A 13,566-nucleotide genomic window follows, 5' to 3' on the forward strand; every position below is an offset into this window, starting at 1 on the left:
CCGGGTGAGTATGCAGACACGACACGTGCCCGGGAGTCATCGCTCTGCGCGACAATCGTTCTCGGGCACGGCCAAGCGGCACAGCACGGCGGGGCCCGCAAGGCGCTGACGTGCGCCCTCGCGGCGAGCGCACCCCGGATCCGGCGGGCTGGGAATCACGGAGACCGCATGTCTCGTATGATCCGGTGGACGCGGAGGAAGGCACGGTGATGACGGGCGACCGGTTCGCCACCCACGACCTCGAGCTCCGCGACGGCGTCGTGGTCAAGCGCTACCGGTCGTGGGAACGGCAGGAGCCCCAGCGGGAGTGGGAGGCGCTGACCGTGCTGGCCGCGCACGCGCCCGGCCTCGCCCCGGCGCCGGTTGTGGCCGCCCTGGACGCGGTGCCCCCCAGCGTGACGATGACCCGGCTGCCGGGCGTCCCGCTGCGCGGCGAGCGTACGACGGACGAGCAGGCCGAAGCGCTGGCCGACGCCCTCGGCCGGTTGCGCGAGGCGGTGCCCGCCGCGGTCGTGTCGTCCATGCGGCCGGCCGCGTGGACCCCGGCCAAGGCCGTGGCGAAGGCGCGGACCTATGCCGCCGGGCAGCAGCCCGATCCCGGGGACGACCCCCTCGTGCGGAAGGCGTACGCGCAAGGGACGGCATGGCTGGCGGGCCCCGACCCTGACGAACTGCTCGCCGATCCCTTCCCTCCGGTCCTCGGGCAGGCGGACGGCAACCACGCCAACTACCTGTGGGACGCACACGAGCGCCGGATCCGGCTCCTGGACTGGGAGGACTCCGGCCGCAACGACCGCGCGTTCGAGCTGGGCGACCTCCTGGAGCACGTTTCGCGGCTCGACGGCGACCTCGACGCGGCGCTGCTGCTGGACCGCATCGGGCTCGCGCGGGCGGAGCGCGCCCGCGTGCTGGGTTTCCGGCGGCTGATCGCGTTCTCCTGGTTCTCCATGCTCGGGCCCGCGGGGCCGTTCGCCGCGCGTAACCCGGCCGGGACGTGGGAGCGGCAGGCGGGACGGGTGCTGGAACTGCTCGGCTGAGCGCGGGATGGCCGGCTCATGAGGGTTTTCTCATCTCACGACTGTATACAGAGAGTTCAGTCTTCATTACTGTCTGTAGCTGAAAGTGATCCTTCACAAGGAGGTTCCCCGTGCGTCCATCCCCTCGTAAGATCGCCGCCGTCGCGATGTTCGCCGTCGCCGCAGGCCTGACCCTGTCGGCTCCAGCCCATGCCGTCGTCGACCCCACGCAGCTCAACAGCTTGGAGTCGATCACCAAGATCGACCCCATCGTGATGGCCAACTGCGCCACCGGCGGCATCGCCGACCCCGTCGGCGCGGTGGCCGTACCACCCGAAGTCCCGCTCGTGGGCTGCCTCACCCTCTGATCACCGGCGAGGCGCCGGGCGTGGCCGTGCGGCGACCACCGGCGCCGCGCCACGCCATGCCCTCCGGGCCCGGCTCCGTCAACGCACCGCCGTGCCGTCCTCCCGGGAGCTGCCGTCACAGGGTGGGGCCGCCCGCTGACCGCGTCCATGGGCCGGGCGCCTGAGCGAGCAGGTACGCCTCCAACGCCCACCGCGCGTCGGCCAGCGCGGAGTGCCGCTCGATGCCCTGCGGCGGTTCGGCGCCCACCGCGGCCAGCAGCCGGTCGGCATCCCAGGGAGCGTGCGTCACCTCCAGCGGCGGCCCGGCGAGCTCCGCCACCAGCCCCGCCGGTCCCCCGAGCCGTTCAGCGGCGGCCGCCAGCGCGGCATGCCAGCCGTGGATGAACCCGCGAACATGAACCTGTGCACAAATCACGTGGTAGTGGTAGGAGGGTCGCAGATCGTATTCAGATAGAAGCGCCCTGAGGAACATGTCGTCGAACCCGGGAACGATGCCCACGATATGTCTGCCCTGCAGCAACGCGGCGATCTCGGTCGCCGCCTCCCGCCGGGAGGTCCGCCGCCATGATCCGTCGGTCCCCAGGGTGGCGACGCTCCACTCCCGCAGGCGGGGATGGTGCCGGCGCGCGAAGTTGCTCATAGCCAGGAACTCCGGGTCGGCGACCGCCTCCGGCCAGAACTCCCAGACCCGCTCCAGCCTCGCCCTTTCGTGGGGAATGACGATGGCGTACTCCCACAAGGTGTCGGGATTTTTCGCCAAGAAAGGGTCACGGCCGGTTGTCTCACCATCGACACCGGCAATTTTCTCGAACCCTTCGAAGGAGGGATCAGAGGCCATCAATTCTCTCCTTCATGGCGATTTTATGAATTTCCTCGACCAGCCGGCCCGTCGCCACCCTGTCCGGGCCCTCGCCGAACGCGGCGTTCACTGCCGACAGCGCTCGTTCCCGCCGCTCGATCAACGAGGTGACCGTGCCGGTCTCCAGCCCGGTGCCGCCCCGCCGGATGCTCTCGATCGCGAGCCGGAGCACCTGGAAGCTCGACGCGCGCAACATCAGCAGCGCGGAGGTGGCCACGCGCAGGAGATCCGGCCGGTCACGACCCGTCCTGACCACATTGCGGATCAGCTGGTACGCCTGGTCCAGCCCGCTCCACCACTCCAGCCCCATCTGCCGCGCCCGAGCCACGCGCGGATCGGCGTAGTCCCAGGAATAGGCCATCATGTTGGGATCCATCGTGGTCAGCATCGGTGCGAGACGGCGACTGCGCGCCATCGGCGAGTCGACCTGGATCCGCAGTTTTCCGAACGGCGCGCCCGCGTGCCGCCACAACCCGCTGGAGAGCATCAGGTCAACGCTTTCCGCCAGTTCCTCCAGCGTGACGAGAGGGTCGAAGAGGATCAGCCCGATCTCCACGTCGAAACCGCGACGGACCAGGCGCCGCACCGCGCTGATCGAATGGTCGGCGGTGGCCCGCTTGCCGAAACGCCGGATCTGTGACCCGGACAACGTCTCCACACCGAGGTACACCTGGCGAAGACCCGAATCGTACAAGTCGGCCAGTTCCGCCTCCGAGGTCCTCATCCCCTGCCGATCCCCCTGGCGTCCCATCAGGGTGTCCACCCGCATCGAGACCGTGTAGGTGAACGGTCCGTGGTCCCGTACGAGTGCGGCGAGCCCGGCACCGGGCTGGAAGTCCTCGTCGGTGAAGGTGAAGCGGCGCACCCCCATCACAGCCAGCGCCGACAGGTCGGCGGCGATCCGTTCCCGCGCGGTGGCGCTCCACTCGTCGGCCCGTCCCGGCGGCCGCGTGCAGAAGGTGCACCGGCCGAACTGGCAGCCGCGGCTGGCCTCGACCCGGCGGAAATAGTCGCCGCCCACCCGCAACGGAGGCGGGTACACCGGCTGGCCGTCCGACCGGGCGGGGGTGCGCACGAGTTCCCCGCGCTCCATGAACACGACGTCGGCGAGCCGATGCCGCGGTTGCCCGGACAGGTAGGCACGGAGCGCGTTCTCGCCCCAGCCACGGATGATCAGTACGTCCGGGTCGACGCCGAGGAAACGTTCCGGCAGGTGGGTCGGCAGGGCATGCCCCAGCAGGACCTCGGGGTGACCCCGCGCCGACCGTAGCGCGCGCAGCAGTTCAATGATCTCCAGTGCCGTGTCGTACGTGCCCTGGGGTACGGACAGGCCGACCAGTTCGTGCCGTTCGCGGCGGACGTAGGCCACGAAGTCGCTCACCGCCCGTGGGTCGGTCACCGGGTTGACCGTACGGACCTCGACCTCCGTCAGGTCCTGGACCGCGGAGGCCAGCGTGGCCACGGAGAGGGGCTCGGCATCGGCAGGCTGTAGCGGGCTGTACAGCTGAACGAGCAGGAGCCTCCGGGACGAGGCGGTCACGAGCGTGCCTTGTTCAGCGAGATGTGCGGTTTGTTCATATGGCAGCTGAACAGGCAGCCAGGACAACGATCCTGTTTGATCTCCTCGCGAACCGCCCGCATCTCGGGAGCTCGCCAGATCCGCACCAGATCGAACCCCGGCTGCGCGAGCGAGGCCACGGCCGGCATGGACCAGCAGGGACGCAGGTTGAGGTCCTGGTCGATCACGACATCGGTGTAGGCCACCGTGCATCGTTCCGGATGGAAGGTCCGGTCGCGGAAGAAGCGGGGAATCTGCTGGAGGAAGTCCGGCCGGCTGTTGATGGGAAACGTGCCGTCCTGTGCGCCACGGACGAGTTCGGCGATGATTCCGTCCAGCCGGGCCAGATCGGGCTCAGCCGGCCACAGATGGGTCAGGATATGGTCGTCGAGGCCGGTACCGGCGAAGTGGACGGGCTGGTACTGCACGGTGATGCCCAACCGGCGGGCGTAGTCGGCGAGGGGGATCAGGTCGTCGAGGTTGGCCCTGGTGACGGTGACGTAGAGCGCCACCCGTGGCCTTGTCCGCTCGTCACCGGCCAGAATCTCGATGGTCCGACGCACGCGAGCGGCCTTCAACCCTCGGATGGCCATGAGCCGGTCAGGAACCAGGCTGTCGATGGAGATGCCGACCTTCGTGATCCCCAGGCCGACGAGGGCTCTCACGTGTTCCCGGGTGATCAGGGAGCCATTGGAGATCACCCGGATCTCGAACCCGCACTCGAGCGCCGTTTCCAGCACGGCGGGGAGGTCACGGCGTAGGAACGGCTCTCCACCGCTGACCACCAGATCGCCGACGCCCAGACGGCGTAACTCGCCGAACAGGTAGGCCAGCTGCTCCAGCGGCGGGTCGAGCCTCGGATCACGGGGCGCGGTCCAGTCAGCGCAATATCCGCAACCGGCGTTGCACCGTTTGACGACGTTGACGTAGGCGGTGCGTGGTGGCAGCAGAGGTTCGCCGCGGCTGAAGGACTCCAGCAAGAGGTCCGCATCCGGTGGAGTCATGACCACCTCCCGGGCGTCAGCCGGGGTTCACGTCGACCATCGTGGACTGCTCGGGATAGAAGGCCGGCGTGGTCGCCGTCACGTATTTCAGGTTGCCCTCGATGTACCAGCGTTTGCCGGCCAGCACGGTGGCGACGTCCTGGGCGCCGAGCTTGAACTCTTCACCCTCGATCCAGATCGTGCCGGCGCCGTCGATGATGTAGATGGCGAACGTGCAGTCCTCTTCCAGGAAAGCCTTGCCCGGCTCGCCGGGACGGCGGCCGTTGACCTCCATATAGGACATGCGAAGCGCATGGGACTGGTTTGGATATTCGTAGATGACGCCCTTTTGATCGGGACGCACCACGAACGCGTCGCTTCTTGAGTATTTCGGCGATTCCACTGGAATACCCTCCATTATTCGAAGAGCGCGTAGCCGTCGATGCCCGGCGATCGAACCGTATCACCCGCCGGGGCCGCCAAGAAGAGTCAACGATCGCAGAACCCGTTCAACGCACCTGGTCGCCGGACTCGTCGACCGGATCACGGTGACGGTGTTCGCCGACGTGTCGAAGCGGAGGTGCTCGATTGCACCATCCTGTCTCAGTGGATCGGTTTCGGCGGATCGAAGGCGATAGTACAGCATACGATCACCCTGGTTTTCCGGGCCCGGCACGCCAAGCCGGCGACGTGTCCGAAACGCGATGTCAGAGACTTTCGCCTGGCACTCCACGACAACGGCGACGAGCCGCGAACGTTCTGCGAGACGATATGCGGCCGCCCGATATGCCGATCGCAGAAAAGAGGCGTCCAGCACCGCACCAGACTCCGTCACCCCGTGTAAGAGCCTCTTGTAGACCTCGTCCCGCATCTCCGGCCGGTAGAGGTCGCCGGAGGCGAACCCCAGCGCGGCCCGCAGGTCGTGGCTGGCGTGCAGCGGCAGGTCGAGCCGCCTGGCAAGGGCTCGCGCCGTCGTGGTCTTGCCGGTCGCCTGCTGACCGGACATGAGGACCAGAAGGTCGCCCGGCATCAGCGTTCCGAAAGATCGAGCAACTCGAGCATCTGCTCGACCCCCTCCATAGCGCCGCCGTCCGGTCCGGCGCCGAGCTTGGCGAGATCGAGGGCACGCTTGCGATGTCGCTGCAACTCGGCCCCGAACCCGTCGAGCAGTTCGCCGGCTTGCCCGCGGGTCAGGTCAGGGCTGGTCGCCATCGCCGAATAGAGCGCCACCATGTGAGACTTCGCGATCGACCACTGCGGACGGCCCGGTTCGAGGGCGTGCCGGAGCGCCTGTTCCCAGATCGCGTAGAACGGGAGCAGCGAGACGTCGTCACGGGAGCGGCTGCCGTTGACGCTGAAGTGCACGAAGTCGTGGTCGACGATCCTGGAGAGGCTGCCGGGTGATGAGCCGGTGCGCAGTTCACCGTTCGCGATCCACAGCTCATCGGGACTCAGCTCACCTGACGGCCGATCCATCAAAGCGATATGAAGGGATTTAAGCGGCTCGTTCCCACCGCCGAAATCCTTGGCGAAGGCCAGCACGGGCACCACCGCGTCCTGCAGACCGACCACGGCCTCCAGAGCCGACAACACCGAGTTGCTCACCACGCTCAGGGACTCGCCGACCACGCGCGGCGCGAACGGCTGCAACACCCCCGACAGGGTCTCCGCGATGTTGATCATGGATGAGATGAGGTTCTCCCGCACCACCTTGTAGAGCACGATGCGGATCCGGATCGGGCTTCCCAGGTAGGGCAGAGGACCCACCGTGCGGATGTCGCGGATGATCGCGTTGGGCCCCACCTGCATGCCCGCCGACTCGAACAGGGCCGGCCCGACGACGTACGGGATGCTGATGTGTCTACTCCCGTAGACGCAGTCCACAGCGATCAGCACCATCGGGTCGTATCTGGTGAACCATTCGCGGGCCGCCGCGAGTTGCACCTGGTTCACGCGCACCTCGAAATAGCCCTCCCCGGGCCCGAACCACGCCGCCTCCCCACCACCGTCCAGGTTGTGATCGTCCTGGACGGCGGAGTAGGAACGGGTGTCGACGCGTCCGGTCCTGGCCCTGCCCAGCAGATCACCGATGCGCTGCGGCAAGGGGCGCATCATCCCTCGCCTCCGCCCGGTTTGGTGGCCCCGATGATCAGGTTGTTGGCCGTGAAGTGGAAACGCGTCAGCTCGGGCCGGCGCTGGTCCCGCGACATGCTGGTCTCGGCGAAGCCGGTCAACGCGAGGGAGGCCGCCAGGACGGCCTGCACGTAGGTCTGGATGGGCCGGTGATAATGGGTGAGCCGGGCGGGCGGATCGAGCCCGACCAGGGTTTTGACGTAGCTGAACTCCTCGACGTAGCGACGCCGTGGCCGGTAGACCGGCTGCCCGTCCTCGCTGCGCCACTCCCCTGTGGCGTCGAAGAACGTGGGGTGGACGACGGAGAAGACGAGCCGGCCGCCCGGTTCGAGAACCCGTGCCGCCTCCGATATGGCGTGGTCTATGTCGTCGACATCCATCAGCACCATGTTGCAGACGATCAGCTCGAATGCGCCGGAATCGTAGGGCAGCTTCCCGCAGATGTCGCCTTGACGGAAGCTGACGGGCAGGTCTCCGGAGAGGGCTCGCGCGATCCGCAGCATCTCCCCCGCGCCGTCGATGGCCTCCACGGCGGCGCCCGCCCGCGCGAGGTGACGGGAGAGATATCCCTCGCCGCAGCCCAGGTCGAGAACCCGCTTGCCGGCCGGATCGCCGGCCATGTCGAGGACCGCGTCAGTGACGATGTCGGTGAAGGCCCGACCCGAAATGTTCTCTTCGTCGTTCAGCCAGGCGGCATAGCGCTCGGCGATCGAACCCCATTCAAGAATCTCACGTCGAGCCATTCGTTGGTTCCTTCCGCTGCAGTTCTGCCAATCGTGTGACGATTTCGTGCAGAGCGGGCACCACCGCCTCGTAGTGCGCCGCGAGCTCTTTCCTTCCCAGGTCACGGAAGACCCCGTGTGCCGACTCCGCGTACGCCAGCCCGCTCCGCAGGTGGGCGAGCCCTTCCGCGAGGTGGATGATGGCCGCGCTGTCGGCGAGTTGCCCTTTGGACGTGAGCTGCCCGTACCGCTGCACGAAGCCCTCCAGTTCCGCTATCGACCCGAAAGCGTCGTTCTTGCTGCCCAGGAAGTACAGGGCAGCGGGCCGCCAGCCATAGACCAACGCCATGGTGCGCCGATCTCCCGCCGACTCCGCTATTTCCATTGCCTGGTCGAAGTAACGTTGCGCGTCCTCCCAGCGCCCCTGCCGGGCATTGAAGGCGCCCATCCACCACAGCGTGCCCGCCTTGCGCCAGCGCTCTCCGATGCTCTCGATGAATTCGAGGTCTTCCTCGAAGTACTGCTGCGCGGCGGCGTCGCGCCGGATCGCGGCCGCGGCCGCCCGGCAGAACAAGAAGGTCTCGTACAGCTGAGGAGGGATCCGGTCCAGGTGCTCGAACATCTCGAGCACGAGCGTCAGCTGCTCGCGCATGGCGTCGGCGTCGAACCGGTCCATGTAGGCCAGGGCCGCGTCCAGCGCCACCTTCGCGACCGCCTCCCAGTCGCCGGTCTTCCTTCCCGACGCTGCGATGCTCTGGGCGATCTCGAACAGTTCGGCCCAGAGCCCGTGCACCCACACGAATGAGCTGTACTCGACGCACAGCTTGACGTAATCCTGGTCAGCCCCTTCCGCGTCCTCGTCGGCCCTCTCGGTCTGCAGGGCTCGGATCAAGGCCCGGATGTTGTGAACCTCTTGCCAGAACGGCTCCGTCTCTGGTGTGGAATCCTGTTTGGGGTTGTATTTCTTGAGAAACCCGAGGTAGTAAGCCACCTGCCGCGTTCGCGGCTCAACCAGCTCGTCCGCGTCGCCGACGAGTTTCAGGATGAGCCGCTTGATCACGGGCAGCATGCGCAGCCGATCACCCGTCTGCTCCAGCAGATTCATCCCGAGCAGCGTCGCGATGCACTCGTCGCGCACGTGCGGCGAGTCGAGCGCGGCAACCTCGCCGAAGGCCTCCCTCGACATCGACCCGGCGAACACCGACGCGCTGATGAGGCTCTGATACGCGTCGTGGTTACGCATCCGCAGCGACTCCACCGAGGTGCCGAAACAGTACGCGGCCAGGTCGTCGGCGCCGCTGGCCAGCTTGGCCAGCACGGAGTCAGGAGCATGCCCGGCGGCCAGGTGGCCCACCACCCACTTGATGATGAGCGGGAGCGCGTTGCTCGCCGCCGCCAACCGCTCGTTCTGATCGCGGCTCTGCTGGATCCCTCTCCTGCTCAGCTCCAGCTCCAGCAACCTGATCGCCTCGGACTCCCCCATCGGTCCGAGCCGGATGTGATCGGAGCACTCGACGAACTCGCGTGACGTCAGCAGCACCCGAGTCGGGGCGGGCAACTCGCTGACGAACTCGAGCACCCGGTGGTCGTCCACCGTCTCGAAGTTGTCGATGACGATGAGCACGGGCTGGTCGACCATGGCCAGCCGGAGCCTTTCGACCTGTTCGGGCACCGGGAGCCGCAGCAGCTCCGAACGTCCCATCGTCAAGGCCGTGCTCTGGAGCACGTCTTCCAGCGCGTTGACGTGCGAGTGCGGCTGAACACCCGCTCTGGTGAGCACCTGCGTCTGCGCGCTCACCCAGATCACGGTGTCGAACGCGGGTTTGGGCGCCTCGATCACGCGGTGCACGATTTCCAGCGCGAGCGTGCTCTTGCCCGAACCCGCCGGTCCGAACACCCCGATGACCGGGCAACTGGAGTCCGGCGGAAGCAGGTTGCCCAGCTGGCGCAGCTCCCGGTCACGGCCCACGAAGGTGGCGTAGTCGCGCTGCCGCAGGTTGTGCCGGACGCGCGGAGCCTGGGAGGCGACCTGATCCTCCGGCCCGGTCTCGGGCGCCGGCGGGTGCTCGGCCGCCCCCGACAGCAGGAGGTTCGCCACGCCGAACCACGGGCGGGTGAAGCCGAACTCTCGCCCCAGCCCTCTCCTGGCCAGCTGGACGGCGTACTCGATGGTGGCGCCCGTCCTCGTCAGCTCACGGTAGAACTCGTTGGAGAAGGCCACGGCGACCTCGTTGGAGATCGGGGCGCTCATCCCGACGACGCGGAGTGGCCCTTTGGCCGCCATGGCGTCCGTGATGCTCACGTGCTGGTCGCCATCGGATGCTTCGCCGCCGGGGCGGGCCGCGCTGTCACACGTGTGCAGCAGCACCAGCTCGGGCTGCCAGCGGTCGAAGACCGTGGCCAGCTGGTCCGCGGTGTGCCAGTGGGTGCTGTCGCCCCGGTGCGACAGGGCGATCTCGCCCTGTCCGTCGCGGACGCGCCCGTGAGCGATGAGATGCAGGATGTGCGGCCGGTCCCTGACCAGCGCCTGGTCGAGGTCCCGCAGCTCGCAGTCCTCCAGCGGTTCCAGCACTTCGTAGTGCCTGGTGCTGAGCAGCTCATGGATCGCGCCGGCCTGGATCGGCCCCTCCTGCTGGGATCCGGACGCGACCAGGATCTTGGGCCGGTCGGGCAGCCGGTCCGCGGGCCTTCCGCCCACGGCCCGCGCGACGTGCCGGGCGAGGACGAAGTCAGCGTGCGTGGCGAGCCAGCGGTCGCGGAAACGCAGGAATTCCCAAGGGAGCGGCGCCAACGTCGCGTCCAGCCGCAGCCGAACCCGCAACACTGAAGGGTTCCGCCTGGCGAGCTGCCACGCGGTGGCGAAATGCTCCGCCACCCGCCCGGGGAACGCCAGACGCTCCATCGCGTCACCCAAACGTTTGGGCGAGCCGCCGGGAGCGAACACGTTCGCGGCCAGAGGCCCGATCGCGAGCAGGTCGGCATCCACCCACTGACCGCTCGCCTCGTGCCCGTCGGCGGATCGAGAGTGCACGCCGTGGACCGCGTCGAGCCGGAGTTCGAACTCACTGAACCGCTGGGCCATCTCACCTCCCGAGAATGACCCGTTCAATCCCGCCAGAATGGCATCGGCACGAATCGTTCAAGCGTAACCACGTCCGCTGCTTCGCGCAGCGCTACTTCACGTGCGATGCCCGGGAGGGTCATCCGGCAGGGCGCGAAGCCAGGAACTCATGGGGCGGCAGACCGGGCGAGGAGGACAACACCGAGCACCCGGTGCCGCATCTCCCTGCAAGCATCTGTTGATACTAATGTTATTGAATTCCCGATGCAATACGCGATCGATTCCCCCAGCGCCCTCTGAACGTTGCCATTCTCTCCTGGCCCCGTAAGGCATTTCTCCCCGCCAGGTCAGCCCGGATGGGCCCCGGTGAGGGCGGCGCTCACCCGGGCGTTCCCACCCGCTCGGTCCCCTCAGAGGGCGATCAGGCCGGCACCCATCAGGACGAGGCTCGCCACGCCGGCCGCCGCGCGGACCGTGTTCCACGCGGTCCACCTGCTCGCGTAGTCCTTCCACGGCATGGTCCCCGCTTCCAGGGCGTTGTTCATCGGTACGTTGATCGCCACCGTGACGAGGAACGATCCGGCGAAGTTCACCGCGGCGGCGGCGAGGAACCAGCGGGCCGCGGAGGCGTCCGCGAGCAGCCCGGCCACCAGCGCCGCCAGCGGCGACCCGAGGAACACGAGGTAGAGCCAGGGGCTGAGAATCTTGCGGTTGATGCTGCGCATGGCCGCCTCCGCCTGGGCGGGGTCGACGGCCTTCAGGCCCGGCATGACGGACATGGAGAAGGTGTAGAACAGGCCCGCGAGGGCGCCGTGCAGCGCGAGTGCGACAAGGGACAGAGCCAACATCTGTTCATCGTGACGCCCGCGGCATGAGACGGTCCATGCATCGGACGCTCGATCGCATACGCGAGCGTCCACGGCGCCACCGCCCGGACCGGACGACCGGGTCCATCCGGCCGCCGGGCGTGCGCGGCCGCCTCCAGCCCTGAGGTCTCGAATCCGCCGGCAACTCCCCCGTCCGGTCAGGCGGGGCGTCCGCTGTGGTCACGGGGCGTGAACCACGACCGGCGCGACCGCAGCACGGCCACCTCGACGAGCCGCGCGCGATCGGCCTCCGACATGCCGTAGGCGTCGGCGAGGATCCGGCAGCGGCGCGGCGCGTCCACGTCCCGCAGCGGCGGGTCGGCGTCGACAGGGTCCATCAGCGGCGCCCAGTACACCATCGTGTTGCACATCTCGTCGACCCTGGCAACCGGCTTGGCGTCGTCATAGGCGCGCACGAGACGCCCGACGGAGGCCAGCCGCTCCTCGTCGGCGATCCACTCCGGGCGCGGCCGCCCGGCGACCTCGCCGGGGACGAAGGTCAGCACCTCGCGACCGGCCGCGTCGATGCCGAGGAAACGCGGCGCACCCGCGAATCCGGCCTCCTCCAGGTGGCGCAGCAGCGCGTGGACGAGAGGCGGCAGGCCCGGAACCACCGCCTGGCGAGCGCCGCCCGCGAGCCCTGTCCAGCCGGGCAGCGCACCGGGCCGGACCGGTCAGGGAGCCGAACCAGTCAACGGAGCAGACCGGTCAGCGCAGCGGGTCGAACTCGTGCAGGAGGGCGGGCTGCTTGCCGGTCGTGATCTGCTCGGCCAGCAGCCGGCCCGTGATCGGGCCGTGGGTCAGGCCCCACATGCCGTGCCCGCCGGCGACGTAGATCCCCGGCCGGGCGGTCGCGCCGACGAGCGGGCGCCCGTCGGGGGTGACCGGCCGCGGGCCCACCCAGACGTCGGTGCGTTCGTCCCAGCGCACGCCGTCCAGCAGCGGGCGGGCGGAGGCGATGATCGCCTCCGTCCGGGCGGGGACGCCCGGGGCGTCGGGGTCGCGGAACTCCATGGTTCCCGCCACGCGCAGCGCCCCCTGGTACGGCGTGCACGCCACCCGCACGTCGGGCAGGTAGATCGGGCCGGGCACCGGGCGGTCGACCGGCACGGTGAAGGAGTAGCCCCGGCCGGCCTGCACGGGGACGCGGACGCCCCACTGCGAGGCCAGGCGTGGCAGCCACGCGCCGGTCGCCACCACCACCGCGTCGGCCGACACGGACGTGCCCTGGCGCGAGCTGACGGTGATCTTGCCGTTCTCGTCGCGCACGTCGGCGACCTCGAAGGCGTACACGGTGGCGCCGCGGGCCATGACCGCCGTGCCCAGGGCGTGGACGAAGCCGCCGGGGTCGACGTACCGCTGCCCGTCGATCCGCACGCCCGCCCGCAGAGCCGCGGAGGCGAGCGGAACGTGCTCGGCGAGGCGCGCGCCCTCCAGGACGGCGTGGTCGACGGGCTGTCCCGCGTCGGCCATCCGGCGCAGCTCGCGCAGCAGGGTTTCGGCCTGTTGCGGGGTGCGGAAGGCCGCGGTGATGGGCGCGTCGACGACGGGGGAGTCCACGCCGTTGGCGGTGAGCACCTCGTACGCCTCGATGCACTCCTCGTTCAGCGGCAGGTTGGCGCGCACGGCCCGCGTCCACGACGACCACCGGGAGTTGGCGGCGAACCGGAGCAGGAACGCCCACAACGTCGGATCGACGGTGGCGGGCACGTGCAGCGGCGCCGACGGGTTCACCAGCGACTTGAGGCCGTAACGCAGGACGGAGGGCTCGTTCAGCGGGATGGCCAGGCCGGGCGCGACCCATCCCGCGTTGCCCCAGGACGCCCCGGCCGCCACGCCGCCGCGATCGACCACGTGGACCTCGACGCCGCGTTCCTGGAGGAACCACGCGGTCGACAGGCCGACGATGCCGGCGCCCACCACGATCGCCGATCGCGGCGGGTTGGTGATGCGCTCGTTGCCGGTCATGGCATGCCTCCGTACTGGACAGATGACGCTCT

Annotated in this window: 13 protein-coding genes; 2 read left to right on the forward strand and 11 right to left on the reverse strand. The window is 68.8% G+C overall.

Annotation, left to right across the window (positions count from 1 at the left end; all coding sequences use genetic code 11):
* Positions 1–185: 185 nt before the first annotated feature.
* Both ABGB14_RS40115 and ABGB14_RS40120 read left to right on the forward strand, forming a co-directional pair.
* A complete protein-coding gene (locus ABGB14_RS40115) occupies positions 186–1,037 on the forward strand; it encodes an aminoglycoside phosphotransferase family protein (protein WP_347649094.1) in 852 nt (283 codons plus the stop codon).
* 110 nt (positions 1,038–1,147) lie between these two features.
* Positions 1,148–1,384, forward strand: coding sequence for a hypothetical protein (locus ABGB14_RS40120; RefSeq protein ID WP_347649095.1), 237 nt, complete (start codon positions 1,148–1,150; stop codon positions 1,382–1,384).
* A 115-nt stretch (positions 1,385–1,499) separates the two neighbouring features.
* Here ABGB14_RS40120 and ABGB14_RS40125 read toward each other — a convergent pair whose 3' ends face one another.
* From ABGB14_RS40125 to ABGB14_RS40175, 11 genes are all read right to left on the reverse strand, one after another.
* The gene (locus ABGB14_RS40125; protein ID WP_347649096.1) at positions 1,500–2,144 is read right to left on the reverse strand and encodes a hypothetical protein; all 645 of its coding nucleotides are present in this window, start codon (positions 2,142–2,144) and stop codon (positions 1,500–1,502) included.
* Positions 2,145–2,211: 67 nt separating this feature from the next.
* Positions 2,212–3,783: a cobalamin-dependent protein gene (locus ABGB14_RS40130; RefSeq protein ID WP_347649097.1), complete on the reverse strand. Its 1,572-nt coding sequence runs from the start codon at positions 3,781–3,783 to the stop codon at positions 2,212–2,214.
* Positions 3,780–4,805 (reverse strand): radical SAM protein, encoded by a 1,026-nt coding sequence (locus tag ABGB14_RS40135; protein WP_347649098.1) that lies wholly within the window; start codon positions 4,803–4,805, stop codon positions 3,780–3,782. The genes ABGB14_RS40130 and ABGB14_RS40135 overlap by 4 nt, the downstream gene beginning before the upstream one ends.
* A gap of 16 nt (positions 4,806–4,821) precedes the next feature.
* The gene (locus ABGB14_RS40140; RefSeq protein WP_347649099.1) at positions 4,822–5,187 is read right to left on the reverse strand and encodes a hypothetical protein; all 366 of its coding nucleotides are present in this window, start codon (positions 5,185–5,187) and stop codon (positions 4,822–4,824) included.
* A gap of 60 nt (positions 5,188–5,247) precedes the next feature.
* Positions 5,248–5,814 (reverse strand): AAA family ATPase, encoded by a 567-nt coding sequence (locus tag ABGB14_RS40145; protein WP_347649100.1) that lies wholly within the window; start codon positions 5,812–5,814, stop codon positions 5,248–5,250.
* Positions 5,814–6,887, reverse strand: coding sequence for a hypothetical protein (locus ABGB14_RS40150; RefSeq protein WP_347649101.1), 1,074 nt, complete (start codon positions 6,885–6,887; stop codon positions 5,814–5,816). Before ABGB14_RS40150 ends, ABGB14_RS40145 begins: the two co-directional genes overlap by 1 nt.
* 8 nt (positions 6,888–6,895) lie before the next feature.
* A complete protein-coding gene (locus ABGB14_RS40155; RefSeq protein WP_347649102.1) occupies positions 6,896–7,660 on the reverse strand; it encodes a methyltransferase domain-containing protein in 765 nt (254 codons plus the stop codon).
* Positions 7,647–10,721 carry a CHAT domain-containing protein gene (locus tag ABGB14_RS40160; RefSeq protein WP_347649103.1) on the reverse strand — a complete coding sequence of 1,025 codons (3,075 nt, stop codon included), beginning with the start codon at positions 10,719–10,721 and terminating at the stop codon, positions 7,647–7,649. The genes ABGB14_RS40155 and ABGB14_RS40160 overlap by 14 nt, the downstream gene beginning before the upstream one ends.
* Before the next feature lie 389 nt (positions 10,722–11,110).
* Positions 11,111–11,548 carry an anthrone oxygenase family protein gene (locus tag ABGB14_RS40165; protein ID WP_347649104.1) on the reverse strand — a complete coding sequence of 146 codons (438 nt, stop codon included), beginning with the start codon at positions 11,546–11,548 and terminating at the stop codon, positions 11,111–11,113.
* A 176-nt stretch (positions 11,549–11,724) separates the two neighbouring features.
* Positions 11,725–12,180 (reverse strand): hypothetical protein, encoded by a 456-nt coding sequence (locus tag ABGB14_RS40170; protein WP_347649105.1) that lies wholly within the window; start codon positions 12,178–12,180, stop codon positions 11,725–11,727.
* A gap of 94 nt (positions 12,181–12,274) precedes the next feature.
* Positions 12,275–13,534, reverse strand: coding sequence for an FAD-dependent oxidoreductase (locus ABGB14_RS40175; RefSeq protein WP_347649106.1), 1,260 nt, complete (start codon positions 13,532–13,534; stop codon positions 12,275–12,277).
* Positions 13,535–13,566: the final 32 nt, after the last annotated feature.

Source organism: Nonomuraea sp. B10E15, from assembly GCF_039871615.1.
Lineage (GTDB): Bacteria > Actinomycetota > Actinomycetes > Streptosporangiales > Streptosporangiaceae > Nonomuraea.

Bases quoted from the DNA above. Each gene is read 5' to 3' on its own strand.
- ABGB14_RS40165 (WP_347649104.1), bottom strand. From the start codon at position 11,548: ATGTTGGCTCTGTCCCTTGTCGCACTCGCGCTGCACGGCGCCCTCGCG.
- ABGB14_RS40155 (WP_347649102.1), bottom strand. From the start codon at position 7,660: ATGGCTCGACGTGAGATTCTTGAATGGGGTTCGATCGCCGAGCGCTAT.
- ABGB14_RS40145 (WP_347649100.1), bottom strand. From the start codon at position 5,814: ATGCCGGGCGACCTTCTGGTCCTCATGTCCGGTCAGCAGGCGACCGGC.
- ABGB14_RS40160 (WP_347649103.1), bottom strand. From the start codon at position 10,721: ATGGCCCAGCGGTTCAGTGAGTTCGAACTCCGGCTCGACGCGGTCCAC.
- ABGB14_RS40175 (WP_347649106.1), bottom strand. From the start codon at position 13,534: ATGACCGGCAACGAGCGCATCACCAACCCGCCGCGATCGGCGATCGTG.
- ABGB14_RS40135 (WP_347649098.1), bottom strand. From the start codon at position 4,805: ATGACTCCACCGGATGCGGACCTCTTGCTGGAGTCCTTCAGCCGCGGC.